Consider the following 26,311-nt stretch of genomic DNA (forward strand, 5'->3'; position numbering starts at 1 on the left):
GGAAGGTGTCACCAGAAGTTGGCCTCGCTGGCTTCCTGGCGCAGTTTATCCCTGGCGATATATAGGGCGGCGATGGCCCGGGCTTCATGAAAGTCGCTCCGTGTGAGCAGGGCAGAAATCTCGTCGAGCGCATGAGTTTCCACGATCAACGGTTCTGGTTCATCACCTTCCAGGCGTTGGGGGTAGAGGTCCCAGGCCAGCATGACCTGCATGCTTTGACTCATGTAGTTGGGAGACAAGGACAGTTCGGTCAATGGCTCGATGCGTCTGGCCCCCATGCCACACTCTTCCATCAACTCTCGGTTGGCGGCGTTGAAGATGTCTTCTCCTTCATCGACCAGCCCCTTGGGTAGTGTCAGGACATAGTCTTCAAATCCGGCGGCATACTCGCGAATCAGCAGTACATGCTCTGGGTCTGGCATGGCTACGATCATGACCGCCCCGTAGCCGCGACCGGTGCTGCCGAGCCGCTCGAATGTACGCTTCTCGCCATTGGAAAATTCCAGATCGAGCTCCTCGACATGGAACAGCCGACTTTTGGCCACGCTGCGTCGGGCCAGGATGTGGGGCTTGTGATGAGCCATTGAGTCTCCGAATATGCAGCAATCTGAACCTGGTTTCGGTTAAACTACCACGTTTTTCCCTGTCACCCACTCTCGCTGAGATAGGGTGAGATTGAATTGAGGCTAAGCTGAGAGATGATCGATTGGCGGGCCATAGATACCGTTCTGCTCGACATGGACGGTACGCTGCTGGATTTACATTTCGACAGCCATTTCTGGCTGGAACATCTACCACGCCGATATGTGGAATTGCACAAGCTCGATGATACCCATCGGCTGGCATTATGTGAGCGTATCGTTGGCGAGCAGGGCACCTTGAGCTGGTATAGCCTGGACTACTGGAGCCAGGAGCTTGAAGTGGATGTCGTGGCGCTCAAGCGTGAAGTACAGCACCTTATCAGTGTGCGCAGCGATGCGCTGGACTTCCTGCAATGGCTGAAGTCGGCCCACCCTAGAGTGGTGCTGGCAACCAATGCGGATCGCGCCAGCCTGGCGCTGAAGCTTCCCTTGACCGGCATCGATGAATACCTGGATGCCATTGTGTCCTCGGAGGATCTCGGGGTACCCAAGGAAGAGCAAGCGTTCTGGGTGGGGCTGGGTGAGCGTGAGCCCTTTGATCCCGAGCGTACGCTGTTCGTCGATGACAATCCACGAGTGCTGGCCAGTGCGCGCCAGTACGGCATTCGCCATCTGCTCGGTATTCATCAGCCGGATAGTCAGCGGCCAGGACGTGTGCTGGAAGGTTTCACTACACTGGAGAGGTTCGCTGAGATACTTCCATTAACGGCACAGAATGCACGTGAGGAGAGTGATCGTGGATAGCGTTCGTCTGGACAAGTGGCTGTGGGCTGCCCGCTTCTTCAAGACCCGGGCGCTGGCCAAGAAGGCCATCGATGGCGGCAAGGTTGATGTCGACGGCAGCAAGGCCAAGACCAGCAAGCTTATCAGCCCGGGGATGAAAGTGCGTCTGCCCCAGGGCTGGGACATCTGGGAAGTGGAAGTGCTGGCGGTGACGGAAAAGCGACGAGGTGCTCCGGAGGCCCAGGCGCTGTATCAGGAAACGGATGAAAGCCGCCAGCGCCGGGAGAAGGAAGCCGAGAGCCGGCGTCAGGCTCGCGAGACCTTCCAGCATCCTCTCAAACGCCCTGACAGGCGTGATCGCCGTGAGATCAAGCGATTCCAGCGAGAACAGCATGACTAGGGCCTATTGCGCCCCTTGTTCTGCGAACCCTATTTTGTGAGCCCCTGTTTTGTGAGCCCTTATGAGCGACAAGATTCAGCGTTTTCTTCTTGAGCATACCAATGTGCGTGGTGAGGTCACTCTCCTTGAAGAGGCCTATGCCGAGGTATTGGATCGTCACCAGTATCCTGCGGTCATCAATCGTCAGTTGGGAGAGCTTCTGGCGGCGGTGGCTCTGCTCACCGATACGGTCAAGCTCGATGGTACGCTCAGCCTGGAAGTCCGGGGCAATGCTTCCGTTGCCTTGATGATGGCCGAATCCAATCCCGGCGGTGAGCTGCGTGCCATTGCGCGCATGGATGAAGATGCTGCCCTGCCAGCCGATGACGCAGATTTCCGCACCCTGGTGGGAGATGGCCAGATCGTGATTACGCTGGATCCACGGGAAGGGCGGCGCTATCAGGGTATCGTTGCGATCGATAAATCGAGCCTGGCCGCTTGCCTGGAAGACTACTTCACCCAGTCCGAGCAGCTTCCGACGCGTCTGTGGCTGGCTGCCAATGGCATGCATGCAGGGGGACTGTTGCTGCAGCGCCTTCCCGATGAATCGCTCAACCAGGATGACGATGCCTGGGATCGGGCGACGCATCTGGCGGCAACACTCAGCCAGGAAGAGCTTGTCAGCCTTGATGCAAGCACGCTGCTGACCCGGCTGTTCCACGAAGAGGACGTGCGCGTCTTCGACCCCAAGGCATTACGCTTTGGGTGCACTTGTTCCAGGCCTCGCATCTCCGGGGCGCTGCTGAGCTTGGGGGAAGAGGAATTACGCCAGATCGTCGCTGAACAGGGTCACATCGAGACCCAGTGTCATTTTTGCCACACGCGTTACCACTTCTCCGCAGCGGAAGTTGAAGCCTTGCTGGATGATCCTGAAGGGGGAAGTCCCACGATCCACTGAGTTTGGGTTTTCTGGCCTGGCTTGCTATCAACCCGTTGTCGAATCTCTTGTAGTGAAATGACAGAAATGCGCACAAAAATGCCGTATTTGTGTAGTGAAACTACACTAATGTCTTGAAAAGCGGACATTTCTTGTTGGCTGGAATTTTGTCATAATCGCCGCCTGTTCACGGTCCGGTCGCTTCAACAAGACGGCACAACCGCACAGCGATCTGGGCAGACTCGAGCGTTGAACACGCCCGGCAACCGAGAGAGAGCGGCCTTTTGGCCCAGGAAAGCAAATGACCCAAACTCAGCAGACTTCTGTCGCCCATACCAATCTCAGTTCTGCCAGCCTGGTGGAACGTGCCCTGGCCAGCGGTGAAGGTCGCCTGGCTGCCAATGGCGCCCTGGTGGTGGAAACTGGCGCACGTACCGGCCGTTCCCCAAAGGATCGCTTCATTGTCGATGAGCCGTCCACCAGTGCTGATATCGAATGGGGCAACGTCAACCAGCCGTTTGCCAGCGACAAGTTCGATGCCCTGTGGGCGCGTGTCGAGGATTACCTGCTGGGTCGCGAGCACTATGTCGCGCAACTGCATGTAGGTAGCGACCCGACTTATTATCTGCCGGTTCGCGTGCATACCGAGACTGCCTGGCAGAACCTGTTCGGCAAGAATCTGTTCGTGCGTCCTGAAAGCTACAATCCTTCCGCCAAGGATGAGTGGACCATTCTCAATGCCGCTGGCTTCCAGTGTGATCCTGAGCGTGACGGCACCCATTCCGACGGTTGTGTCATTCTCAACTTCGCCCAGAAGAAAGTGCTGATCGCTGGTATGCGCTATGCCGGTGAAATGAAGAAGGCCATGTTCTCGGTGCAGAACTTCCTGCTGCCGGCCTCCGATGTGCTGCCGATGCACTGCAGTGCCAACGTGGGCGAAGATGGCGAGACCACATTGTTCTTCGGCCTTTCCGGTACCGGCAAGACCACCCTGTCGGCTGATCCGGCCCGTTTCCTGATCGGTGATGACGAGCATGCCTGGGGCCCAGGCACCGTGTTCAACATCGAGGGTGGCTGTTATGCCAAGTGCATCGACCTGTCCGCCAAGAATGAGCCGGTGATCTGGCAGGCCATCAAGTTCGGTACCGTGCTCGAGAACGTGGTTCTCGATGAGCATGGCAACCCCGACTACACCGATGACAGCCTGACTCAGAACTCTCGTGCCGCCTATCCTCTGGAACATATCGAAAAGCGTGTGCCCGAGAACCGCGCTGGCGAGCCCAATGCCATTGTCTTCCTGACCTGCGACATGTCAGGAGTGCTGCCACCTGTTTCCGTGCTGTCCAAGGAAGCTGCGGCCTATCATTTCCTGTCCGGTTACACTGCCAAGGTAGGTTCCACCGAGATGGGGGCGGCTGAAGGCCTCTCTGCCACATTCTCCACATGCTTTGGTGCACCTTTCTTCCCGCGTCCGGCTCGCGTATACGCTGACCTGCTGATCAAGCGTGTGGAACAGAAAGATGCCCAGGTCTACCTGGTCAATACCGGCTGGACGGGTGGTGCCTATGGCGAAGGTGGCGAGCGTTTCTCCATTCCCACCACGCGGGCCATCATCAGCGCTATCCAGTCAGGTGTGCTGCGTACAGTGGAAACCAAGCGCCTCGATGGCTTGAACCTGTCTGTACCGGTTGCCGTGCCGGGGGTCGACAGCACGCTGCTCGATCCGCGCGAAACCTGGGAAGACAAGGCGGCCTATGATCGCAAGCGTGACGATCTGGCTACCATGTTCGTGGACAACTTCAAGAAGTTCGAAGGTGTCAGCGAGGCCATCGTCAGTGCTGGCCCAGCGCGCTCCTGATTCCACATCTCCAGTAGCCACTGGGTTGCCAGTAGAACTTCTGTCAGTAGAGCTTTATCAGTAGAACCCTGTCAGTAGAACCCAGGCAGTCCAGTGGGGTCGAAAGAGGAGTGAGCCACAAGGCTCACTCCTCTTTTTTTGTTCATGTCGTGTTCTTTGCTTATGTCGTGCGTTTCTGGCGCAGTGTAAGGATTCGTCGAGGTACTCGACAAAACCTGATACCTGATACCTGGTACCTGCAGAGAGGGGGCGAACATGAAACGACGTGATTTTCTGGCTGTGCTCGGCCTGGCTGGGGTGGCGACGGTGGCTCCTTCAGTGGTACAGGCGCGTCCCAAGCTGAACCTGAGTCCGGCCGCGGGACTGGAGCGTCTGGATCTAAGTGACGAAGAATGGCGCGAGCGCCTGACCCCGGAGCAGTACGAGGTAATGCGTGATGCCGGTACAGAGCCATCGGGATCCAGTCCGCTCAATGCTGAGAAGCGTGATGGAGAGTACCGGTGTGCTGCCTGCGATCTGGCGCTGTTCACCAGTGCCATGAAATATGATTCGGGTACAGGGTGGCCGAGTTTCTTCGATCATGTGGAGGGACACTTGCTGACCGAGACCGATTACAAGTTGATATGGCCGCGCACGGAATATCACTGCGCTCGTTGCGGTAGCCATCAGGGGCATGTATTCGAAGATGGGCCAGACCCTACGGGGTTACGCTGGTGCAACAATGGTGTGGCGCTGAAGTTCGTGCCTGCCTGAATACATTCAAGGGTGCCCGTGTGGTGAATCGACGCGCCATGCGGGTACTGCAGGTCCCGCATGAGGAAGCTTTATGATACCTTGGCGCGACCAATAGATGTTGTCATGCCAAGGATTACATGGACGCACACGCCAAGATCATTTCTCGCCTGGCCGACGAACTGGCGGTCAAGGTTTCTCAAGTAGCGGCGACTGTCGAACTGCTCGATGGCGGCGCTACCGTTCCTTTCATCGCACGTTATCGCAAGGAAGTCACCGGTGGGCTGGACGATACACAGCTGCGGACCCTGGAAGAGCGCCTTGGCTACCTGAGAGAGCTGGAAGAGCGCCGCGCAGCGGTGCTGGCCGCGATTGAAGAGCAAGGCAAGCTCACCGATGAGCTGGCTGCCAGCATTCATGCCGCTGACACCAAGCAGCGCCTGGAAGACCTGTATCTCCCATATCGCAAGAAGCGTCGTACCAAGGCCCAGATTGCCCGTGAAGCGGGGCTGGAGCCTCTGGCCGATGCGCTGTTGGCTGATCCGTCACTGGATCCCGAAAAGGAAGCACAGGGTTATCTGCGCGAAGCCGAGGGCGATATCCCTGCCATCGAAGATGCCAAGGCAGCTCTGGATGGGGCCAAGCAGATCCTGATGGAACGCTTTGCTGAAGACCCGGAACTGGTGGGTTCGCTGCGCGAACGTCTGTGGCAGGAAGGCGAGCTGGTCAGCCAGTTGATTGCCGGAAAGGAGCAGGAGGGCGCCAAGTTCTCCGACTACTTCGAACATGATGAGCCTCTGGCCAAGGTGCCATCCCACCGAGCCCTGGCCATGTTCCGCGGGCGCAATGAAGGCGTGCTGGCACTGAGCCTGCGCTTCCCTGGTGAGGATGAAGCTCCCGTGCATCCCGCGCAGGTGGCGATTGCCCGCCATGTGGGAGTTGCCGATGAGGGACGTGCCGCTGACCGCTGGCTGGCCGAGGTGGTGCGCTGGACCTGGCGGGTCAAGCTCTATACTCACCTTGAAACTGAGCTGATGGGTCGTCTGCGCGAGCGTGCAGAAGGAGATGCCATCGATGTCTTTGCTGCCAACCTGAAAGATTTGCTGCTGTCGGCCCCGGCTGGCCCGCGGGCGACACTGGCCATCGACCCGGGCTTGCGTACCGGCTGCAAGGTCGCTGTTGTCGATGCTACTGGCCAGTTTCTCGAACAGGCCACTATCTTCCCCCACGCTCCGCGCAACCAATGGGATGCATCTCTGGCGGAACTGGCGCGCCTGGTCGACAAGCATGATGTCGAACTGATCGCCGTGGGGAACGGTACGGCCAGTCGCGAGACCGATAAGCTGGCTGCCGACCTGCTCAAGGCCATGAGTGGTCGCCGCCTGTCCAAGGTCATGGTTTCCGAGGCCGGGGCTTCGGTGTACTCGGCCTCGGAATATGCTTCCAAGGAACTGCCGGATCTGGATGTCACCATTCGTGGGGCTGTATCCATTGCTCGCCGTCTGCAGGATCCTCTGGCCGAGCTGGTCAAGATAGAACCCAAGTCCATTGGTGTTGGTCAGTATCAGCACGATGTCTCCCAGGTCCAGTTGTCCAGGAGTCTGGAAGTCGTGATAGAGGACTGCGTCAACGCCGTTGGGGTGGACCTCAATACGGCTTCCTCGGCGCTGTTGTCCCGGGTGGCCGGGCTCAACCCCGCTCTGGCCGAAAACATCGTTTCGCGGCGCAATGCCCAGGGGGCCTTCCGTGATCGTCGTGATCTGCTCGATGTCTCGCGCCTGGGGCCCAAGACCTTCGAGCAATGTGCCGGTTTCCTGCGCATCATGAATGGAGACAACCCGCTGGATGCCAGTGCTGTGCACCCTGAAGCCTATCCGGTGGTAGAACGTATCGCCCAGAAGAACGGTCGTGAGCTGTCAGCGCTGATAGGAGATAGCGCTACGCTCAAGCACCTCAAGCCTGCTGAATTTGCCGATGAACGTTTCGGTGTGCCCACCGTGACGGACATCATCAAGGAACTGGACAAGCCTGGACGGGATCCGCGACCTGAGTTCCGTGCTGCGGAGTTCCGGGAAGGCGTAGAAACGCTCAAGGACCTGGAGCCGGGCATGATTCTTGAAGGCACTGTGACCAATGTCACTCACTTTGGCGCCTTCGTGGATATCGGTGTTCATCAGGATGGCCTGGTGCATATTTCTGCGCTCTCCGACCGTTTTGTCGAAGATCCCCGCTCTGTGGTCAAGGCGGGAGATATCGTCAAGGTCAAGGTCATGAGTGTCGACCTGGAGCGTGCCCGTATCGCCTTGTCGATGCGCCTGAGCGACGATCCGTCCCAGGCCGAAGGCAGCAGCAATAAACGCGGCGGCGAGCGTCCAGCTCAGCGACGCCGGGGAGAGCAGGGAGGCAACAGGGGCGGTCAGCAGGGACGTCGCGAGGAAGCGGCTCCCATGGGCGCACTCGGGGCTGCACTGTTGAAGGCTCGACAAAAAAGCTAGCGTGTTAATGATGGCGTCCTTGAATCCTCGCTCAGGGACGCCATAATCTGACGACTTCGGGTGCAGACGTGCCTGTTATTCACGCCGATTGAAGCCGGCCCCTGAGGCCAGCCACGACCGTGTTCTCCAAAACAGGGGGCTCATTCTTGTCCACATCGCTTTCATTGCTCCTCGAACGCCTGCGTGGCCCGGCTGCGGCACGACGCTTTGGTCGCCTACGTCGCGGTATCGAGAAGGAAGGGCTCAGGGTCGATGATCAGGGTGCAATTTCCCCTCTTCCACATCCTTGGGCATTGGGGTCCAAGTTGACCCATCCGCATATCACGACGGATTACTCTGAAGCACTGCTCGAGTACATCACGCCGGTGTACAGTCGACCAGAGCAAGCCCTGGAGTTTTTGGCCGATCTGCATCGCTACACCTATCGCCACCTGGATGGCGAGTGGGTCTGGCCGGCCAGCATGCCATCGCGCTTGAATGGCAACGACAGCATTCCGATCGCCGACTATGGAAACTCCAACGTCGGTATCATGAAGCATGTCTACCGCAAGGGACTGGATGTGCGCTATGGACGTATCATGCAGTCGATCGCCGGGGTGCATTATAACGTTTCCCTGCCGGACGACCTCTGGACCTTGCTCAAGACCCTGGATGGTCAGGAAGAGCTGTCGCTGGACGAATACCGTTCATCACGTTATTTCGACCTGATCCGCAATTTCCGCCGTCATAGCTGGTTATTGTTGTATCTGTTCGGCGCCTCACCAGCCCTGGATACCAGCTTCCTTCCCGATGGCAAGGTACCGCAAGGTTTGCAGCGCCATGCCAAGCGCACTTTGCTGTCGCCTTATGCCACAAGCCTGCGCATGTCCGACCTGGGCTACCAGAACAAGGTCCAGGATCAACTGCGGATCTGCTTCAATTCGCTGTCCAACTACGTCAATACGTTGCGTCATGCGATTTCTTCGCCCTGGCCTGACTATGAGGCCCTGGGCGTCAGGCAGGGTGATGAGTGGCAGCAGCTCAATGCCAACATCCTGCAGATCGAGAACGAGTATTACAGCGACATACGTCCCAAGCGTGTCGCTCGACATGATGAAACCCCGAGCCAGGCACTGGAAGCGCGCGGGGTGGAATATATCGAAGTCCGCTGTCTCGATATCAACCCCTTTGCCAGTGTCGGCATAGACGTCACCGAAACGCGGGTAGTGGATACTTTCCTGATGTGGTGTCTACTGCGCGAGAGTCCCTGGATCACCGATGCGGAGTGTGATCACCTCGATGACAATCGTCGTCTGGTGGTGGAGCGCGGTCGTGAGCCAGGACTGGAGCTGTTCGATGGCAACCAGCGTCGTTCCCTGCAGGAATGGGGCAGTGCGATTCTGGATGAGATGGCGGGGGTGGCTGCATTGCTGGATCGCCTGGAAACCGGCACTCCTCACGGTGATGCCCTGGCCGAAATGACTCCTCGCATGGCGGACCCCTCCCTGACGCCTTCTGGACGCGTAATGACGCTGCTCCTGGAAAGTGGTGAGGATTTCATCGATGTCATGCAGGACATCGCCCGGAAGCAGGCCGACAGTCTGCAGGCTGCTCCCATGGAGAGTTCTCGGGAAGACCAGCTCGAACAACTGGTGGAAGCTTCTCATCAACAGCAGGTGCAGATCGAGGAAAGTGATCAATGTGATTTCCCGACCTTCCTTGCCGATTATTTTGAGCGTGCACGAGAATCACGTGCCTTGTCCTTTGTAAGTAGCCTGATGGATAGACCGCCGGCCGATGGTTCGGCCAAGCATGGAGAGCATTACTGATGGGTGACTGGACCTTGCGTCAATGGAGTCTGACGGGCTTTGTGCTGTGTGTGGCGATGATGGCCGCCGCACTGGTGATGGAACATGTGTTTGGTCTTGAGCCATGCCCATTGTGTGTCTTTCAACGGGTGGCGGTGATTGCTGCCGGTGTGGTGTTCCTGGTAGCCGCCTTGCATGGTCCGCGTGGCAGGGCAGGTGCCATCATCTATGGCGTATTGGCCAGCCTGGCAGTACTGGCGGGTGCAGGAATTGCCGGGCGTCACCTGTGGCTGCAGTCTCTCCCCGCTGACCAGGTGCCAAGCTGTGGTCCCGGGCTGGACTATATGCTCGATGTGATGCCGTTCCAGCAGGTATTGAACAATGTGCTTTCCGGCTCAGGAGAGTGCGCTGAGGTCGGTGCGCGTTTCCTTGGCTTGTCGATTCCTGGCTGGACCTTGATCGGCTTCCTGGTGCTGCTGGTGTGTGCTTTTGGCATGCTGTTCAGTGGCCGTGGTCGTGGCACTGCCTACCGTTGGAACGGCTAATCAAATACTTGCCACATACCCGTTGACAGGGAGCGCTACAGGGAGGACTCTGATCTTCCCCAGGGTTCGCAGGATACCGTACAAGACGCATGGGCTTGGCCGGTATGCGAGCGAAAGTCCCATGGATCAGTAGCGCAACGGAGGCCCCCATGTTGGAAGATTGCAAGTCCGCCCGCGAACGCTGGGGCGGTGTTCACCAACTCATCGACCGTTGGCTAGAACAGCGTCATCAGCTGCTTGAGGTGTTCTCGACGTTGGATGGATCCTGTGACGCAGAACTGGAGACCATCACCAAGGAGCGCCTCGATACATTCAGCGAGACCTTGATGGACTACATCAGTGCCGGTCATTTCGAGGTCTATCCGCAGCTACGTGAGGAGGCCAGGTCGTTTGACGACGACGAGGCCCTGGCGCTGGCCGACCGTCTGCTCGAGCGTCTGGAAATGTCCACCGAATTGGTGCTGGCCTTCGATCAGGACTATGTAGATGGGGCAAGCTGCGACAGAAATCTGCATCGTTTGCCTGCCTGGATTGATCGCCTCGAGCGAGGTCTGCGCGAGCGCTTCAGCCTGGAAGATCAGCTGATCCAGCGTTTGCACGAGGTGCATGCGCCAGCGGTCTCCTAGTCCAGCGGTCATGAACATGCATCAGGCCCCATTGCTTCGGCTCCTGACGTCGGAACTGCTGTCTTCCGAGGGGGCAGGCGGTGGGGCGCTATCACATGCTCATCATGGGTGTTTGGTGTCTTGGGCAATGCAACATGGTGTTGTGTCGGCAAGGCAGCCGGGCGCCAAATATCCAGCTAATTACCTATGATATCCAGCTAATTACCTATGATATCCAGGTAATTACCTATGTAGAATTGAGTTTTGTGCACTGCAGGCATAAGATTCCTCGCGTCCTGAACGTAGCCCCGTCGTGGAGTGCGGTCGAGCAGGCACTGCCTGGACAATGCTCAGTCACTTCCGGGGCCTCCCTCACGGCGACAATCCGAAGGAGCCATGATGAAAGATCCCGTACGTATTGCCATCACCGGTGCAGCCGGTCAGATCAGCTATTCCCTCGCTTTCCGTATTGCTGCCGGCGATATGCTGGGCCCGGATCAGCCGGTCATTCTGCAACTGCTGGAAATCACCCCGGCAATGGATGCACTCCAGGGTGTAGTGATGGAACTCAATGACTGCGCCTTCCCGCTGGTGCAGGAAATCGTCGCTACCGATGACCCCAACGTGGCTTTCAAGGACGCTGACTTTGCTCTGCTGGTCGGTGCTCGTCCGCGTGGTCCTGGCATGGAGCGCAAGGACCTGCTCGAAGCCAACGCTGCCATCTTCTCCGTTCAGGGCAAGGCCATCAACGATCATGCCAGCCGCGACATTCGCGTCCTGGTCGTTGGCAACCCGGCCAACACCAATGCGCTGATCGCTTCCTGCAATGCCCCGGACCTGGATCCAGGTCAGTTCACCGCGATGATGCGTCTGGACCATAATCGTGCCAAGTCTCAGCTGGCCGAGAAGACCGGCAAGCATGTGACTGATGTCGAGAAGATGATTGTGTGGGGCAACCACAGCGCCACTCAGTATCCGGATCTGGCTCACTGCAGCGTGGCAGGCACTCCGGCCTTCGATCTGGTGGAGCGTGACTGGTACGAGAATGACTTCATTCCGACCGTTCAGCAGCGCGGTGCCGCCATCATCAAGGCTCGTGGTGCTTCTTCTGCGGCATCTGCGGCTTCTGCTGCCATCGACCACATGCGCGACTGGGCGCTGGGTAGCGACGGTATCGTTAGCATGGGTATCCCGTCCGATGGTAGCTATGGCGTCGAGCCGGGCATCATGTTCTCCTACCCGGTCATCTGCAAGGACGGCAAGTATGAAATCGTCCAGGGGCTGGCAGTCGATGCATTCAGCCAGGACCGGATGAAGGCCACCGAGCAGGAACTGCGTGAAGAGCGTGCAGCAGTCGAACATCTGCTGGGCTGATATCCGTTCCAGTCTGCCGGTCGCAGGGCTGGCAGGCCATGAAGATGGATATGAAACGTGGCCCGGCCCATCTTAGGATGGGCCGGGCCACGTCGTTTCTTGCCAATCATCTTGGTGAATCATTTCTTGCGCGTCGTCTCGACGCTGGGTATCAGCCGCGCAGGGAAATGATCTTCCAGCTGCGCTGTTCGGCCACTTCACGCAGTTTCGTGTCCGGATCCACGGCCACTGGGTGCTCGACAAGTTCCAGTAGTGGCAGGTCATTATGAGAGTCACTATAGAACCAGGCGCCATCAAGGGTATCGTCGCGATCTTCCAGCCATTCATTCAGTCGTGTCACCTTGCCTTGCTGGAAGCTCGGAGTGCCACTGACCTTGCCAGTGTAGCGTCCGTGCATGATTTCCGGTTCCACGGCAATCAGCTCGCTGATACCCAAACGTGCAGCAATGGGAGCGGTAATGAAGCGGTTGGTTGCGGTGATGATCAGCAGCGTGTCGCCACGCGAGCGGTGACGTGCAATCAGGTCTTCCGCACGAGGAAGGATATTGGGCTCGATCTTGCTGATCATGAATTGCTGGTGCCAGGCAGCCAGCTGTTCCATTGAGTTATCTGCCAATGGTTTCAGCGCGACTTCGAGGAATGCCATCATGTCCAGACACCCGGCATCATAGTCAGCCTTGAAGCGGTCGTTGGCTTCACGGTAGGCCACCGGGTCCACGGCGCCTTGTTCCAGCAGGAACTCTCCCCAGGCATGATCGCTGTCAATGGAGAGAAGGGTGTTGTCCAGATCGAAAATGGCCAAGCTCACGTTGTGTCCTCGTGCAGAAAGGAAGATTGCCCCCGTCCTTGCTTCTGTGAACAAGTGTTTACTGACACGTTTTTGACGTTGTCGATGAGGCCTGGGTCTGTCGAACATCCGCCGGCAGTGTCACTGCGGACAATGTCGAGAAAGCCAGTCGCGGGAGCAACAAAGGGCAAGATTATCGCAGATGCCTTGTCGAGGTTCGATAGCCAGTGGAGAAAGCCTGGTTGGCAAGTTTGGCCAGAAAAGAATGTCCAGAAAGAGAAGCGTGGAACCAAGGCCATATTGATGCGCTCGAAGCCCTTGTGGAAGAATGAGCCTAATACTGACTTCAAAGGTGAAGCCCGTGATCGACGTAGACGGCTTTCGCCCCAACGTTGGCATTATCATTGTCAACGACCATGGGCAGCTGCTTTGGGCGCGTCGGGTTGGGCAGAATGCGTGGCAGTTTCCTCAGGGAGGCATCAAGTCGGATGAGACACCTCAACAGGCGTTGTTCAGAGAACTTGAAGAAGAAATCGGTTTGACGGCCGATGATGTAGAGATTCTCGCCTGTACACGAGGTTGGCTGCGCTATCGCTTGCCGCGACGCATGGTACGGACACACTCACGTCCGGTATGTATCGGACAGAAGCAGAAATGGTTTTTGTTGCGCATGCGGTGCCAGGAAGGCCGCATATGTGTAGATGGCACACCGAAACCGGAATTCGATGGTTGGCGTTGGGTCAGCTATTGGTATCCGCTGGGACAGGTGGTGCCGTTCAAGCGGGAAGTTTACCGCCGTGCACTTCGTGAGCTATTACCCCGCGCTCAAAGTCTGGCGCTGGAGAATGGTTGACAGGGGTAGTTAAACAATAAGGCTTCCGACCATGCTCGAGATCCTTCGTAGAATCATTCAGGAAGTCAACGGCGCGCGCAGTCTTGATGCTGCACTGGCCACCATGGTGCGGCGTATCCGCAAGGCCATGCGCGCGGATGTGTGTTCCTTTTACCTGTATGACGCCGACCAGAAAGCTCTGGTGCTGATGGAAACCATTGGTCTGCGCACGCAGGCCGTGGGACATGTGGCTCTACCTATTGGGGAAGGGCTGGTGGGAACTGTGGCCAGGCGTGAGGAGCCTCTCAACCTGGAAGATGCCCAGTCGCACCCCAACTTCCGCTACTTTGAGGCCACCGGGGAAGAGCGTTACAGCAGTTTTCTCGGGGTTCCGATCATCCACCAGCGCCGTATGCTGGGGGTATTGGTAGTGCAGCAGGCTGAGCGGCGTCGCTATGACGAGGAAGAGGAAGCCTTCCTTGTGACCATGGCGGCACAGCTGGCTGGTGTACTGGCCCATGCGATCGCCACCGGAAGCCTGAACCAGCTGGCACGCCCCGACGGTCAGGCAACTTTCATTGGGGTAGCGGCATCCCCGGGCATGGCTATCGGCGAGGCAGTGGTATTGGCACCACCGGCAGACCTGGACAGCGTGCCTGATCTGATTCCCTCTGATGTGGAATACGAGATTGCCCGCCTCAAGGAGGCCATTGGCCAGGTCAAGGATGATATCCGTGCGGCGGGTGAACGTCTGGCCAACCGGATTTCTGCGCAGGAACTGGCGCTGTTCGAGGTGTACCAGCAGATGCTGGGTGAGGCGGCGCTGTCCCAGGAAGTGGAAAAGCGCATCCGTGAAGGTCAATGGGCACCGGGAGCGTTGGCCGATGTGGTGCGCCGACATGTGCAGTATCTTGAGCGTGTCGATGACGACTACCTGCGGGAGCGGGCGGCGGATGTTCGTGATCTCGGGCGCCGAGTGCTGGCGCACCTGCAGGAGGAGTCCCCGCGCACGCCAGATGAGTATCCCCATGGTACTGTGCTGATCGGCGATGAGATCAGTGTCGCTCTGCTTGGCGAAGTCCCCAGGGAGCGTCTTGGGGGGCTGGTATCGGTGCGGGGGTCAAGCAATTCCCATGTTGCCATCATTGCCCGAGCAATGGGGATTCCCCTTGTTTCCGGCATGGTCGATCTGCCACTGCCACGCCTTGGTGGAGCAAAGCTGATTGTGGATGGGCACCGTGGGCGCTTGTTTGTGCGCCCCGGCCCGGAACTGATCAGCCACTACCAGAGCCAGATCAATGAAGAGCGTGCCTTGAGCGCACTGCTTGAGAATGAACAGGATCTGCCGAGCGTCACTCCCGATAACCACTCCATGACGTTGATGGTGAATACTGGCTTGGCCGTGGATACCGGTGCCTCACTGAAGTCTCGTATCGGAGGGGTGGGGCTGTATCGTACTGAAGTGCCTTTCATGATCACGGAGCGCTTTCCGGGCGAGCAGGAACAGATGCGCATGTACCGCGAGCAGCTCGAGAGTTTTGCTCCGTTGCCGGTCGTGATGCGGACTCTGGATATTGGTGGGGACAAGGACCTGCCGTACTTCCCCATTGAAGAGGCTAACCCTTTTCTTGGCTGGCGGGGTATTCGCGTGACCCTTGACCATCCCGAGGTATTGATGGTGCAGGTCCGGGCCATGCTGCGGGCTTCTCAAGGACTGGACAATCTGCAGATTCTGTTGCCCATGGTGAGCAATGTCGAAGAGGTGGATGATGCCCTGAGGCTGATCAACCGGGCCATTGACGAGTTGGGAGAGGAAGGTCTTGATGTCTCCAGGCCGCTCATCGGTGTGATGATCGAAGTGCCCGCGACGCTGTATCAGCTTGAGGCGCTGTCACGGAGAGTCGATTTCTTCTCTGTAGGCAGTAATGACCTGACGCAATACCTGCTGGCCGTGGATCGCAACAATCCCCGTGTGGCGGAACTGTACGATTCCTGCCATCCGGCAGTGCTGCTGGCCTTGTATCAGTTGGCGGTAGAGTCCCAGCGTCTTGGGGTGCCGACCTCCGTCTGTGGCGAGTTGGCAGGGGATCCAGCTGGAGCCTTGTTGCTGATGGGAATGGGGTTCCAGACGTTGTCGATGAATGTCCCAAGTCTCTCCCGTGTACGGGCCGCCATTCGGCGCGTATCTTTCAAGGCGGCTACCGAGCTGCTGAAGGAAACTTTGGCTCTGGATTCCCCCAAAGAGGTTCGTAACCACCTCAATTTGCGTTTGAAGGGCTGGAAGCTGTCGCACCTGCTGCCACCGCGAGATTGATACTGTTAAACGAGCTACGAGCTACGAGCTACGAGCTACGAGCTACGAGCTACGAGCTACGAGCTACGAGCTACGAGCTACGAGCTACGAGCTATGAGCTACGAGCTTGGCATGCCAGTGGGCGTTGTCGATCATGACTTGGCGTTGTGTTTCCCTGACGATACGGCCATCGCTGGCGAAGGCCTTTTCATGCAGGTTGAACCAAGCTTGGTGCTGAGCGCGGTGGAGTATCAGGCGGGTCATCGCTCGTGTGCCATATTCCTCACTGATGATAAAGGGCGATGACAGAAAGCGTTCCTTATCCAGGCCGATGCCAGTATCGGGTAATTCGTTGTCCCCGGCCTTCCGACGATCGAGAAAGGCCTTGGTCGCCGTGGGAAGGGATGTCTCTGCCTGCGCAAGATCCTGGGTCAATGCCTGAGTGGCATGCCTGACCTTGGGCCAAGGGGTGTCGAGATTGGCATTGGACAATCCGTGGATACCGGGCCTGACCGCTGACAGGCATACTTCCCGATGATTGTGTGTCAGGTGCCAGAGCCCGGAGGGAGAACCCACCAGAAGATTGAAGCCGGCATAAGCCTGCGCCTCGTCTTGTGCCTGATGCAGCCAGGCTTCCAGGTCCGGAGCCTCGAGCGCGGCACGCACCAGATGGCCACGACTTGGTGCCTGGGGAGAGGCTTCCATTCCAGGGGCACGAACATTAGTGATGGCGGCCATCCGCCCATTTCGATGTACGGCCAGCCACGTACCGCCAGCCTGCAGGTCGCGGCCAGCGAAGAGTCCTGGTGCGTCCGGCCACTCTGCCAAAGGCTGCGTCGGACGTTGATGGTACTCATCCCGATTGGCGACAAGTACCAGCGGCATGGCGCTGGCTGGATCGTATTGAAAGGCGATTAGACACATCGGGCCAGAGTACTCCGCATTTTTCGCCCAGGGAATTTTGTGCCCCGGGAATTTCATGACCATGACAGTTTACTTAATGCAACGTACACTCATCGCACTCACGTTCCTCATCGCTCATACGTTCAACAGGACTGAACATGTCAGCCAATGCATGCAGGGATCGCCTCTGGCGTAGGCTGGTTATTCCCATACTGTGGCCTGTAGGGGTAGCGCAATTGGTGCTGCTCGCTCTGGTGCTGGTATTAGGGGGGAGCCTGCGCTGGCTGATGCCCGACACCGCGAGCTGGAGCACTACACTATGGCTGGTGCTGGGGCTGCTTTGCGGCTCTACCCTCAATGTTGCCGTCTTCCTGATGTTGCTCAAGCACCGCTTGCGTCGTGTCCAGCGTGATGACGACAGTCTGTTAGTACGAGTCGCCACGCAACTGGAACAGCGCCTGGAACAGGCAGGAATGGAGGCTCCTGGCGGGGAAGAGCAGCTTAGTGCCAAGCGGGTCCAGCAATTACTGGATGCGGTAGAGTCTCTATCCTTGTCGGCTGAAGCGAAGCCTGCTCCGCCTGTCGAAGGCGCCTTGTCACCCGGTGAGGAACTGCTGAAACTGGGCAAGGAGAACGATCGCCTGGCTTCAGCTCTGGTCCGAGCCCGTGATGAATCCCGCCTCAAGTCTGGCTATCTGGCGCATGTGTCCAAGTCTCTGTCTGCCATCATCGAGATGCTGGAAAACCGTACTCTGATCGAGGGGCGCGGAGCAGGGGACGAGCGAGCAACACCGGCCGGCTCCAAGGCAAGTGATACTAGAGCTATGGACACCAGGGCTATGGACACCGGGGCTATGAACACCAGGTCCAGGGATGATAGTGCCGATGTTGAGCGCGAGGCACTCTATCGTCGACTGTCGGAAATTCTGTTGCTGGTGGAAAACCTGGACGACCGTGAACCAGGCAAGGCCGGCTTCCGTGTCGCTGGTCCGCGCGTGCTGATTGTCGATGATGGCCCGGTCAATCTCATGCTGGCCCGCCAGGTACTCGAACGGGAAGGGTTCGATGTACTGACGGCCACCTCCGGGCAGCAGGCCCTTGATCAGTTGGAAGCGCATAGCGTGGACCTGATTCTGATGGATATCGTGCTGCCCGATATCGATGGCGTGGAGATATGCCGGCGGCTCAGAGCCATGGAAGCAGCCACTCCCCAGCGTGAGCGTGCGGTCGTCATTGCCCTGACGGCAAACGTTAGTGAGCTGGATCAAACGCGTTTTCGCCAGGCTGGCATGGATGACTTCCTGGCCAAGCCCTACAAGCCCCAGGAATTGCTTGAAACCCTTGATACCTGGCTTCCGGACTCTGGTCCCCAGCCTGGAGAGCATTGATGATTGAAATGTGGCTCAGCTATTTTGGGGTGGGCATCGCTGGTGGCATTCTGGCCGGGCTTTATGGCATAGGGGGAGGGATGGTCATTGTCCCCAGCCTGATGGCAGTCTTCGCCGTTCAACAAGTGTCTCCTGAAGTCGCCATGCATCTGGCAGTGGGTACTTCCCTGGCGACCATCAGCATTACCGGGATTTCATCGACCTGGGGCCATGTGCGCCGTGGAAGTGTACGCCGTGACTGGCTGATGGCCTTGCTGCCAGGACTGGTCATCGGCGCCGTCCTGGGGGTGTTCGTTGCTGGAGCACTATCCGGTGGGCGGCTCGGTATGCTGTTTGGCATCTTCCTTCTGTTGGTAGCAATGCGCCTGGTGCTTGGCCGATCCACACCGGCTAACCGCACTTCACCCAGCTCACCGAAAATGATCACCGCCGGAGCGGTGATCGGTAGTGTATCGGCATTGTTCGGTATCGGCGGCGGAACGCTTAATGTTCCCTGGTTGTTGCGTTGCGGTGCCAGCATGACCCAGGCCGTGGGAACTTCTGCTGCCTGCGGGCTTCCTATTGCGGTGGTTGGGGCAGTGACCTTCATCATCACCGGCTGGGGCAATGCGCAATTGCCGCCAGGAGCGATAGGTTTCGTCATGTTGCCTGCCTTCATTGGCATCGTCGTGACCAGTGTGCCCAGTGCTCGGGTTGGAGTAATGCTGGCTCACCGGCTGCCGTCACGAGTACTCAAGCTTTCCTTTGCCGTGCTGCTGACAGTAGTAGGGCTGGGGTTCTTGATCTAGAACTGATTGATTCAGGGAAACGTTTTATATGCTCGCTTATCCGAATATCGACCCCGTTGCCATTGCCATTGGCCCGTTCAAGGTCCATTGGTATGGACTGATGTATGTGATCGGCTTCCTTGCTGCCTGGTGGCTGGGCACGCGTCGGGCCGAACGTATCGGGCTCAAGCGGGACGATGTGGGAGATTTGCTGTTCTACGCTGCCATCGGGGTCGTCGGTGGCGGGCGCCTGGGCTATGCGCTGTTCTATGGTCTTGAGCAGTGGCTGACCGATCCTCTTTGGATCTTCAAGGTATGGGACGGCGGCATGAGCTTCCATGGCGGCCTGATCGGTGTACTGGTTGCGTCGCTATTGTTTGCCCGGCGTAAGGGGTTGGCCTTCTTCACCTTGACGGACTTCGTAGCGCCGCTGGTACCGGTGGGGCTAGGCGCAGGCCGTATCGGCAACTTCATCAACCATGAACTGATGGGACGGACGACGGATCTGCCCTGGGGGATGGTGTTCCCGGGTACGGATGGCCAGCCGCGACACCCGTCGGCACTGTACGAGGCCGTTCTTGAAGGTCTGGTCCTGTTCCTGATCCTGTGGTTCGTCTCGGCTACTCCACGGCGTCGTGGTCTGGTGTCGGGCCTGTTCCTGGTCTGTTATGGCGCTTTCCGCTTCTCGGTGGAGTTTGTGCGTCAGCCGGACCCGCAACTGGGGTTCATCGCTCTGGGCTGGGTCACCATGGGAATGCTGTTGAGCCTGCCGATGATCGTTGCCGGTATTGTGCTGATCCTTTGGTCGCGCAGTAAACCTGTGGATGCCAAGATAGCTTGATAGGACATTCACATTCATGTTGAGTGGGGCATGGTAGAATCCTGCCCCATTTTCGAGAGACTGAACGAGAGTTGGCCCATGTCGTCTGATGTTATGCCGTCTGCACCGTCCCCCCAACCAGCCGAACTGCCCCCGCTGGAGCAGCCATATCTGGATCTGATGCGTGAAGTGCTGGAGCATGGCGTCGAGCGCGATGATCGCACAGGGGTTGGCACGCGCTCGATCTTCGGCCATCAGATGCGCTTTGACTTGGCACGTGGGTTCCCCCTGTTGACCACCAAGAAACTCCATCTGCGTTCTATCATCCATGAACTGCTGTGGTTCCTGAAAGGCGATACTAATATCGCCTATCTCAAGGAACATGGCGTCAGGATCTGGGACGAGTGGGCCGACGAGAATGGCGATCTCGGGCCTGTCTATGGCTACCAGTGGCGCAGTTGGCCGGATCCGAAAGGCGGGCAGGTGGATCAAATCCAGAAACTGCTCGACCAGTTGCAAAACAATCCCCAGTCCCGGCGCTTGATTGTCTCTGCCTGGAACCCAGCGCTGGTGGATGACATGGCCTTGCCGCCGTGCCATTGTCTGTTTCAGTTCTATGTGGCCAACGGCAAGTTGTCCTGCCAGCTCTATCAGCGCAGTGCCGATATCTTTCTCGGCGTGCCGTTCAATATTGCCAGCTATGCACTGCTTACCATGATGCTGGCTCAGGTCGCAGGACTGGAGCCTGGAGATTTCGTGCATACTCTGGGGGATGCACATCTCTACCTGAACCATTTGCCGCAGGCCGAACTGCAGTTGACCAGAGAGCCCCGTCCGGCACCGCGCCTGGTGCTCGATCCTGCGGTCGACAACCTGTTCGATTTCCGTTTCGAGCATATTGCTATCGAGGATTATGACCCGCATCCGCATATCAAGGCGGAGGTGGCAGTATGAGCCGTGACTTGAAGGGTCTGGATACCTTCGTGCCGGTGGCCATGATCGCGGCCATGTCGCGCAACCGTATCATCGGCGTGGATAACCAACTGCCATGGTATTTGCCCGAGGATCTCAAGTTCTTCAAGCGCATGACTCAGGCCAAGCCCCTGGTCATGGGGCGCAAGACCTACGAGTCCATTGGCAGACCGTTGCCGAATCGGCTTAATATCGTGGTAACGCGTGACGAGTCGTTCGAGCATCCCGGTGTGCGGGTCTGCCATGATCTGGTCAGTGCCATCGAACTGGCAGACCATCAGGCCATGCTGGATGGAGCTGAAGAAATCATGATCATGGGAGGGGCTCAGATCTATGCCCAGGCCATGTCCGTCGCTTCTCGGCTATATATCACCGAGGTGGAGCTGGACATCGAAGGCGATGCCTCTTTCCCTGAAATTGAGCCCGATGTATGGCATGAAGTGGAGAGCCATGCTGGTTCGCCCACAGCAGGCCAGCCGAACTATCGCTTCGTTCAGTATCAGCGTAATGAAGAGCGCTAGTAGGCAAGCGTTATAGGTAAGCGTTAATAGATAGCAGGCAAGCAAATAAGAAAGTCATTGGAAGTCAGTCATTAACGTACTGACATGAGCGTCGCAGGGTAGCGACAATTGCCACGGCGCACGGCCTGGCACAGACTGATGCGATAAGGTTGCCAAGAGATGGCAGTGAGCCAGGAGGGAGACGACGTGATCCAGACACACGCAGAGCACCCGTTGGATGCGCTCGAGCAACGTACGGCGACGCTACTGGACGGACTGCGTGAAGGGCGTAAGCGGCAATCCCGACTCGAGGCGGAGCGAGATGGCCTTGCCCAGGAACGCGACGCACTGGTCGTTGAGCGCGATGTATTGGCTGCAGAACGTGATGGCCTGGTTCAGGAGCGCGATGCACTGGTCGCTGGACGAGATACGCTGGCGGCCGAGCGTGATGCCCTGGTCGCTGGACGAGATACACTGGCGGCCGAGCGTGATGCTTTGGTCCAGGAGCGTGACGCACTGTCTCGTCAACAAGTGTCTCTCCAGGCACAGGTGGCTGAGTTGAGCCAGAACCAGGACGCGGTCTCGGTACGTATTGCCGAGCTCGAAGCCGAGCTGGCTGAAACTCAGGCACAACGTCAGGCACTGTTCGAGGAAAACAGTGAACTGGCGGAAGAGAACAGAGAGCTCGATGAGCAGAATCGTGAACTTGAAGCCCATAACGCTCGTCTGCGTGAGCGGGCAGAGCACCCTGAAACTGCCTCGTCAGGAACACCGCTGTTTTCTCCTCCAGTGCGCCGGGCTCAGGGACTGGCAGCATTGATGCAGCATCGTCCACGTCATCATGTCGACGATTCGCGCCAGGAAGGCCAAAGCGAACAAGCCCCGCAGGCAGAGTCCCCGCAGGAAGCAGCATCGTCATCAGTGCCGGCTGCATCTTCCGCTCCCCAGCCCGCCATGCCATCCAGCAGTGTTGAAGTTCCTTCAGCCGCAGCGCAAAGCGACATAATAGAAGCGCAAGGCAACATAGAAGCGCTAGGCGGAGTGGAAGCCCAGAGCGTAAAAGAAGAGCAAAGCGACAAGGAAGCTGGAAGCCAGGCGGATCTGCCTATCGACAAGGCTCCATCTCCCCAGTCATTGCTTGAAGAATGGTACAAGCGCTACGACCAGACTTTCTTCAAGGGCCACACGCGTCCCTTGAAAATTGGTATTCATGAGGATCTGGCTCAGCGTGAACCCTGGCCGGAGAAACTGGTGCGCCGGGCGCTGGCCTGTTATGTGAACCTGCCGCGTTATCTCAAGTCCGTGCGTGAAGGTGCCGATCGCATCGATCTTGATGGGGCAGTCGACGGCAAAGTGGATGCCCAGGCTGCCGAGCATGCCAAGCGCAAGCTCGATCGCCTCCAGTCAGAGCGTCGCAAGAACAGCTCTTCCCACCCTGCTTCCCGTCGCCGGGGAGAGAAGTCCGCCCAGCAAGCGCAGTCTGAGAATAAGCAGCAGGCGCCGTCTGAAAAAGGGCAAGGGGCATCCCGACAGCATGCCAAGGATGAGTCCAGGGTCCACAAGGCGCCGTCGTCTCAGCAATCAGCGCAAAAACCAGGCGGCAAGTCACCCAAGTCCTTGCCTTACACTGATCCAGCACAGAATGTGTCAGAGCAGGACCTGTCTCCCGAGCAGCGTATGCAACTGAAGCTGGATGCTTTGATGGCGCGCCATAACGCTCGTTGAGCCAGCAGCATTGTCAGATATTGATCTTCGTCGGCTGAAATCTGCTCAGGCCATGCTTTCAATGATCTCTGGAAAAGCGATCACTGAAAGCATGGATCTCAAGCGCCATGGCTTTCCAAGAGCACTATTCTCAATATCCTGATTCTCAAAAGCTCGTTCTCAAAAGCTCGTTCTCAAAATCATGTCCCCAAGAACATATCGCTAAAAACATAGCCCCAAGAATATCGCCCAAGAACATGGCTCCCGAAACATTGTCCGCAAGAGCATGACCTTCAATAAAGTGGCCATGAAATGAGCCTTTTCTATCGGTCTGGATTCAACTTATTTTGGTTTTGGTAAGGGAATGGCCATTGTCATACTTTAGCGACTTGAAAGCGTCATGTAGCCGGGGCATGATGTAAGCGCTCATTGTGGCTTGGGCATTCAGAAGGCCTGCCAGCCTGCTCTGGATGCTGGGGACGTAAACGAACGATGTTCGCGTATGTTTGCCGCTGCTACCATCGCTGAAACCGCATCAATTCGGTTTTCGCGGGGATTTGGTACCGAGTTCAGGGGCTGCATGAAGGAAAACAGTGTTTTTTTCTTGTTGCGCTCCCGGAAATCCCGGTATATGGTTGCCCTTGCGAGCATTGGACTATAACAAGGCTTCGCCGTTGTCAGGCTCGCGCCTCGACTCCCGTGAGGGACTCGGGCCAGAACGAGCCGACACAAGATCGGCAAGCCAAAGCTGCCCTGGCTGGGCATGAAGCGGAATCACCGCCATCGGCCAAGTGCAGCATCGATCGAAACAGCAAGCTAGTCATAAAGGAACTCAGCAATGAAAAAGACACTGTTAGCGACTGCCATCGCTGGTGCTGCTGCCTTCGCTGCCGCTGGCGCCCAGGCTGCTACCGTCTACAACCAGGACGGCACCAAGCTCGACATCTACGGCAACGTCCAGTTGGCCTATGGTTCTATCAAGGACGACACTGGCGAGCGTAAAGACGAAATCTTCGATAACGGTTCTACCTTTGGTTTCGCTGCCGAGCACCAGATCTACAACGGTCTGACCGGCTACGCCAAGATCGAATTCGACGATTTCAGCGCTGACGAGATGAAGATTGCCGGCCGTGACAAGGGCGACACTGCCTACCTCGGTCTGAAGGGTAACTTCGGTGACGCTCGCCTGGGTTCATACGACTCCCTGCTGGACGACTGGATTCAGGATCCGCTGGGCAATAACGAATACTTCGATCCGTCCGACTCCAATGGCTTCAAGGGCTTCCCGGACGATGACGACGTTGACTTCCCTGAGCAGTATGGCGATCCGGAAGGCGACAAGCTGACTTACACCTCTCCGGTGTGGGGTGGCTTCCAGTTCGCTCTCGGTACTCAGTACAAGGGCGATGCAGAAGAAGAGAATCTGTCTGATTCCGGCCAGGCTTCCTTCTTCGGTGGTATGAAGTACACCATCGGCGGCTTCACTGTTGCCGGTGTCTATGACGACCTGGGTATCTATGAAGTTGATTCAGGCCGCTTCGTTGTTGGTCAGGATGCCAACGGCAACGATGTCTACAACGACAACACTGACCTGGGCGACCAGTACGGTGTGAACTTCTCCTACCAGTGGGATAGTCTGGTAGTGGCAGTCAAGTACGAGCGTTTCGAGTCTGATAGCGACTACTACCTGGATGCCGATTACTACGGTATCGGTGCTCGCTACGGCTACGGCAACGGCATGGGCGACATCTACGGTTCCTACCAGTATGTCGATTACGGCGGTTCCGGCTTCACCGATCGTCTCAGCACTCTGAACTGCGACGTGCGTGATCGTGACGGATGTGACGACAACGACAGCCGTAACGAGATCGTTGCCGGTATGACCTACAACATCTCCGACGCCATGTACACCTGGGTCGAAGGTGCATGGTATGACCGCGATAACAATGCTGGCGACGGCTATGCAGTGGGTGTTACCTACCTGTTCTAAGCCTTGCGGCATACAAGCCCGTCATCGGTTGATTTTGTCATGACGGGTTTGACCCCATAGCTTCGGAAAGCTATAAACGAAAGCCGATCCTCCGGGGTCGGCTTTTTCTGTTTCATGTTTTGTTTACCCCCAGCCAGGCAAGTGAGGATCCATGAATAAGTTCACCGTTCCTGTGGCGTTGCTGGCGCTTGGTGCCACCTGCTTTAGTGCAGTTGCCCTCGCCGAGGATGACAGCGCAGTGCAGCAGCGATTCCGCGAGCAGGGGAAAGCATTCGATTTGTCGAAGTATTTGCAGGGTGAGAATGATGCCCGGAGTCGCAGCTTCACTTTCGGATCTCCCCATGCCCATGATTTCACCGTCAAGAGTGCCGGAGTCTATCGTTTCGAGAGCAAGGTCGCGCCGGGCTATGCCGATAACTATCGCATTGAAGCGGTGCTGATGGATGCTCAGGGACAGGTCATTGCCCGTGATGAGGGCAATGGTAATAGCGGTGGCCTGAAACTCGAGCACCCTCTGGAGCCCGGCGAGTACACGTTGCAGGTGCAGGCCAACCGTGGTATCGTGAAGGCAATACCAACGCCTTTGTGCGTGGTGGTGCGGTTGCGACCCTGGGCAGCGGCACTGCAGCAGCTGGTGGTACTACTGCTGGTAGCACGACAGCAACCAGTGCCGCGACAACGGGTACAAGTGCAGGAACGGGCGCTTCTACTGTTGGAACCACCACTTCCTCTGGTACTGGTGTGTCCAGCGGGGCTGCGGTAGCCGGTGGAGTGGCTGCGGGCACTGCTGCAGGTGTCGCCGCGGCGTCCTCCAGTACAGATGTTGCCGCTGAGGCAGCACCACAAGCGCCAGCCACCAGCACCCAGGCAGCAGCTCCAACTGCCAGCACAGCGCCGGATCAGGTACAGAGCATCACTACTGATGTGAAGATTCGTGCTCGTGGCGAGTTCCTGACCTTCGATGTGGCAGAGCCAAGCCAGGTGGTGATCACCACTTCCACCTACCCGAGTGGGGACGAAGAGACCTATCGTCTGGTTCTGGAAGTGGTCGATGAGTCAGGCCAGGTCGTGGCGGAAGGTGCCGGCAAGGCGGGTAATGGCAATGCGGAAATCCGCGCCCAACTGGCTCCCGGGCGTTACAAGATCCAAGGTTATGGTCAGAAGTTCGGTAGTTCCCATAGTGGTCCGAACAATTATGAGTTGAAGGTGGTACTGGATCAGTAAGAGAAGTACTGCATGAGCAAGAAAAGTACTGCATGAGCAAGAAAAGTACTGCATG

Annotated in this window: 24 protein-coding genes; 21 read left to right on the forward strand and 3 right to left on the reverse strand. The window is 57.6% G+C overall.

Annotated features, from left to right (window positions below; genetic code table 11):
- Nucleotides 1-8 precede the first annotated feature (8 nt).
- Entirely contained in the window at nt 9-584 is a 576-nt protein-coding gene (gene nudE / locus E4T21_RS04360) for an ADP compounds hydrolase NudE (RefSeq protein WP_149283849.1), read from the reverse strand.
- A 114-nt stretch (nt 585-698) separates the two neighbouring features.
- Here nudE and yrfG point away from each other — a divergent pair, with 114 nt between their 5' ends.
- The 10 genes from yrfG (at nt 699) to E4T21_RS04410 (ending at nt 12,076) form a co-directional block, all read left to right on the forward strand.
- Complete coding sequence (gene yrfG, locus E4T21_RS04365; RefSeq protein WP_149283851.1) at nt 699-1,385, forward strand: GMP/IMP nucleotidase; 687 nt, start codon at nt 699-701, stop codon at nt 1,383-1,385.
- Nucleotides 1,375-1,764, forward strand: a complete 390-nt coding sequence (locus E4T21_RS04370; RefSeq protein ID WP_149287033.1) for an RNA-binding S4 domain-containing protein — start codon at nt 1,375-1,377, stop codon at nt 1,762-1,764. Before yrfG ends, E4T21_RS04370 begins: the two co-directional genes overlap by 11 nt.
- A gap of 61 nt (nt 1,765-1,825) precedes the next feature.
- The gene (gene hslO, locus E4T21_RS04375) at nt 1,826-2,701 is read left to right on the forward strand and encodes an Hsp33 family molecular chaperone HslO (protein ID WP_149283853.1); all 876 of its coding nucleotides are present in this window, start codon (nt 1,826-1,828) and stop codon (nt 2,699-2,701) included.
- A gap of 280 nt (nt 2,702-2,981) precedes the next feature.
- Complete coding sequence (locus E4T21_RS04380; RefSeq protein WP_149283855.1) at nt 2,982-4,538, forward strand: phosphoenolpyruvate carboxykinase; 1,557 nt, start codon at nt 2,982-2,984, stop codon at nt 4,536-4,538.
- A 255-nt stretch (nt 4,539-4,793) separates the two neighbouring features.
- Nucleotides 4,794-5,291 carry a peptide-methionine (R)-S-oxide reductase MsrB gene (msrB, locus tag E4T21_RS04385; protein WP_149283857.1) on the forward strand — a complete coding sequence of 166 codons (498 nt, stop codon included), beginning with the start codon at nt 4,794-4,796 and terminating at the stop codon, nt 5,289-5,291.
- 119 nt (nt 5,292-5,410) lie between these two features.
- Nucleotides 5,411-7,765, forward strand: coding sequence for a Tex family protein (locus tag E4T21_RS04390; RefSeq protein ID WP_149283858.1), 2,355 nt, complete (start codon nt 5,411-5,413; stop codon nt 7,763-7,765).
- A 146-nt stretch (nt 7,766-7,911) separates the two neighbouring features.
- On the forward strand, nt 7,912-9,573 hold the full coding sequence (gene gshA / locus E4T21_RS04395) for a glutamate--cysteine ligase (protein WP_149283860.1): 1,662 nt from the start codon (nt 7,912-7,914) through the stop codon (nt 9,571-9,573).
- Nucleotides 9,573-10,097 carry a disulfide bond formation protein B gene (locus tag E4T21_RS04400; RefSeq protein WP_149283862.1) on the forward strand — a complete coding sequence of 175 codons (525 nt, stop codon included), beginning with the start codon at nt 9,573-9,575 and terminating at the stop codon, nt 10,095-10,097. The genes gshA and E4T21_RS04400 overlap by 1 nt, the downstream gene beginning before the upstream one ends.
- A gap of 149 nt (nt 10,098-10,246) precedes the next feature.
- Nucleotides 10,247-10,723 (forward strand): sigma D regulator, encoded by a 477-nt coding sequence (gene rsd / locus E4T21_RS04405; RefSeq protein ID WP_149283864.1) that lies wholly within the window; start codon nt 10,247-10,249, stop codon nt 10,721-10,723.
- 378 nt (nt 10,724-11,101) lie between these two features.
- Complete coding sequence (locus E4T21_RS04410; RefSeq protein WP_149287034.1) at nt 11,102-12,076, forward strand: malate dehydrogenase; 975 nt, start codon at nt 11,102-11,104, stop codon at nt 12,074-12,076.
- A 151-nt stretch (nt 12,077-12,227) separates the two neighbouring features.
- Here the strand turns inward: E4T21_RS04410 and E4T21_RS04415 are convergent, their stop codons facing one another.
- Nucleotides 12,228-12,884, reverse strand: a complete 657-nt coding sequence (locus E4T21_RS04415; RefSeq protein WP_149283865.1) for a histidinol-phosphatase — start codon at nt 12,882-12,884, stop codon at nt 12,228-12,230.
- Between the two features lie 340 nt (nt 12,885-13,224).
- Between E4T21_RS04415 and E4T21_RS04420 the strand changes: the two genes are divergently transcribed.
- Both E4T21_RS04420 and ptsP read left to right on the forward strand, forming a co-directional pair.
- Entirely contained in the window at nt 13,225-13,716 is a 492-nt protein-coding gene (locus E4T21_RS04420) for an RNA pyrophosphohydrolase (RefSeq protein WP_149283867.1), read from the forward strand.
- Nucleotides 13,717-13,747: 31 nt separating this feature from the next.
- Nucleotides 13,748-16,009: a phosphoenolpyruvate--protein phosphotransferase gene (gene ptsP, locus E4T21_RS04425; RefSeq protein WP_149283869.1), complete on the forward strand. Its 2,262-nt coding sequence runs from the start codon at nt 13,748-13,750 to the stop codon at nt 16,007-16,009.
- Nucleotides 16,010-16,093: 84 nt separating this feature from the next.
- Here ptsP and E4T21_RS04430 read toward each other — a convergent pair whose 3' ends face one another.
- Complete coding sequence (locus E4T21_RS04430) at nt 16,094-16,912, reverse strand: NRDE family protein (RefSeq protein ID WP_187775107.1); 819 nt, start codon at nt 16,910-16,912, stop codon at nt 16,094-16,096.
- 137 nt (nt 16,913-17,049) lie between these two features.
- On the opposite strand from E4T21_RS04430, the gene E4T21_RS04435 reads away from it, so the two are divergent.
- The 9 genes from E4T21_RS04435 to E4T21_RS04475 all read left to right on the forward strand — a co-directional run bounded on the left by E4T21_RS04435 (nt 17,050) and on the right by E4T21_RS04475 (nt 26,256).
- Nucleotides 17,050-18,279, forward strand: a complete 1,230-nt coding sequence (locus tag E4T21_RS04435; RefSeq protein WP_149283872.1) for a response regulator — start codon at nt 17,050-17,052, stop codon at nt 18,277-18,279.
- Nucleotides 18,279-19,067: a sulfite exporter TauE/SafE family protein gene (locus E4T21_RS04440; RefSeq protein ID WP_149283874.1), complete on the forward strand. Its 789-nt coding sequence runs from the start codon at nt 18,279-18,281 to the stop codon at nt 19,065-19,067. The genes E4T21_RS04435 and E4T21_RS04440 overlap by 1 nt, the downstream gene beginning before the upstream one ends.
- A 28-nt stretch (nt 19,068-19,095) precedes the next feature.
- Nucleotides 19,096-19,887 (forward strand): prolipoprotein diacylglyceryl transferase, encoded by a 792-nt coding sequence (gene lgt, locus E4T21_RS04445; protein ID WP_149283876.1) that lies wholly within the window; start codon nt 19,096-19,098, stop codon nt 19,885-19,887.
- A gap of 78 nt (nt 19,888-19,965) precedes the next feature.
- Nucleotides 19,966-20,820, forward strand: a complete 855-nt coding sequence (locus E4T21_RS04450; protein ID WP_420827725.1) for a thymidylate synthase — start codon at nt 19,966-19,968, stop codon at nt 20,818-20,820.
- A complete protein-coding gene (locus tag E4T21_RS04455; RefSeq protein WP_149283878.1) occupies nt 20,817-21,359 on the forward strand; it encodes a dihydrofolate reductase in 543 nt (180 codons plus the stop codon). Before E4T21_RS04450 ends, E4T21_RS04455 begins: the two co-directional genes overlap by 4 nt.
- A gap of 186 nt (nt 21,360-21,545) precedes the next feature.
- Complete coding sequence (locus E4T21_RS21420; protein WP_240349287.1) at nt 21,546-23,063, forward strand: ProQ/FINO family protein; 1,518 nt, start codon at nt 21,546-21,548, stop codon at nt 23,061-23,063.
- A gap of 817 nt (nt 23,064-23,880) precedes the next feature.
- Nucleotides 23,881-25,032 (forward strand): porin, encoded by a 1,152-nt coding sequence (locus E4T21_RS04465; protein WP_149283880.1) that lies wholly within the window; start codon nt 23,881-23,883, stop codon nt 25,030-25,032.
- Nucleotides 25,033-25,183: 151 nt separating this feature from the next.
- A complete protein-coding gene (locus tag E4T21_RS04470) occupies nt 25,184-25,795 on the forward strand; it encodes a hypothetical protein (protein WP_187775108.1) in 612 nt (203 codons plus the stop codon).
- A complete protein-coding gene (locus E4T21_RS04475) occupies nt 25,774-26,256 on the forward strand; it encodes a hypothetical protein (protein WP_187775109.1) in 483 nt (160 codons plus the stop codon). The genes E4T21_RS04470 and E4T21_RS04475 overlap by 22 nt, the downstream gene beginning before the upstream one ends.
- Nucleotides 26,257-26,311 lie beyond the last annotated feature (55 nt).

This window comes from Halomonas binhaiensis (assembly GCF_008329985.2).
Taxonomy (GTDB): domain Bacteria; phylum Pseudomonadota; class Gammaproteobacteria; order Pseudomonadales; family Halomonadaceae; genus Halomonas; species Halomonas binhaiensis.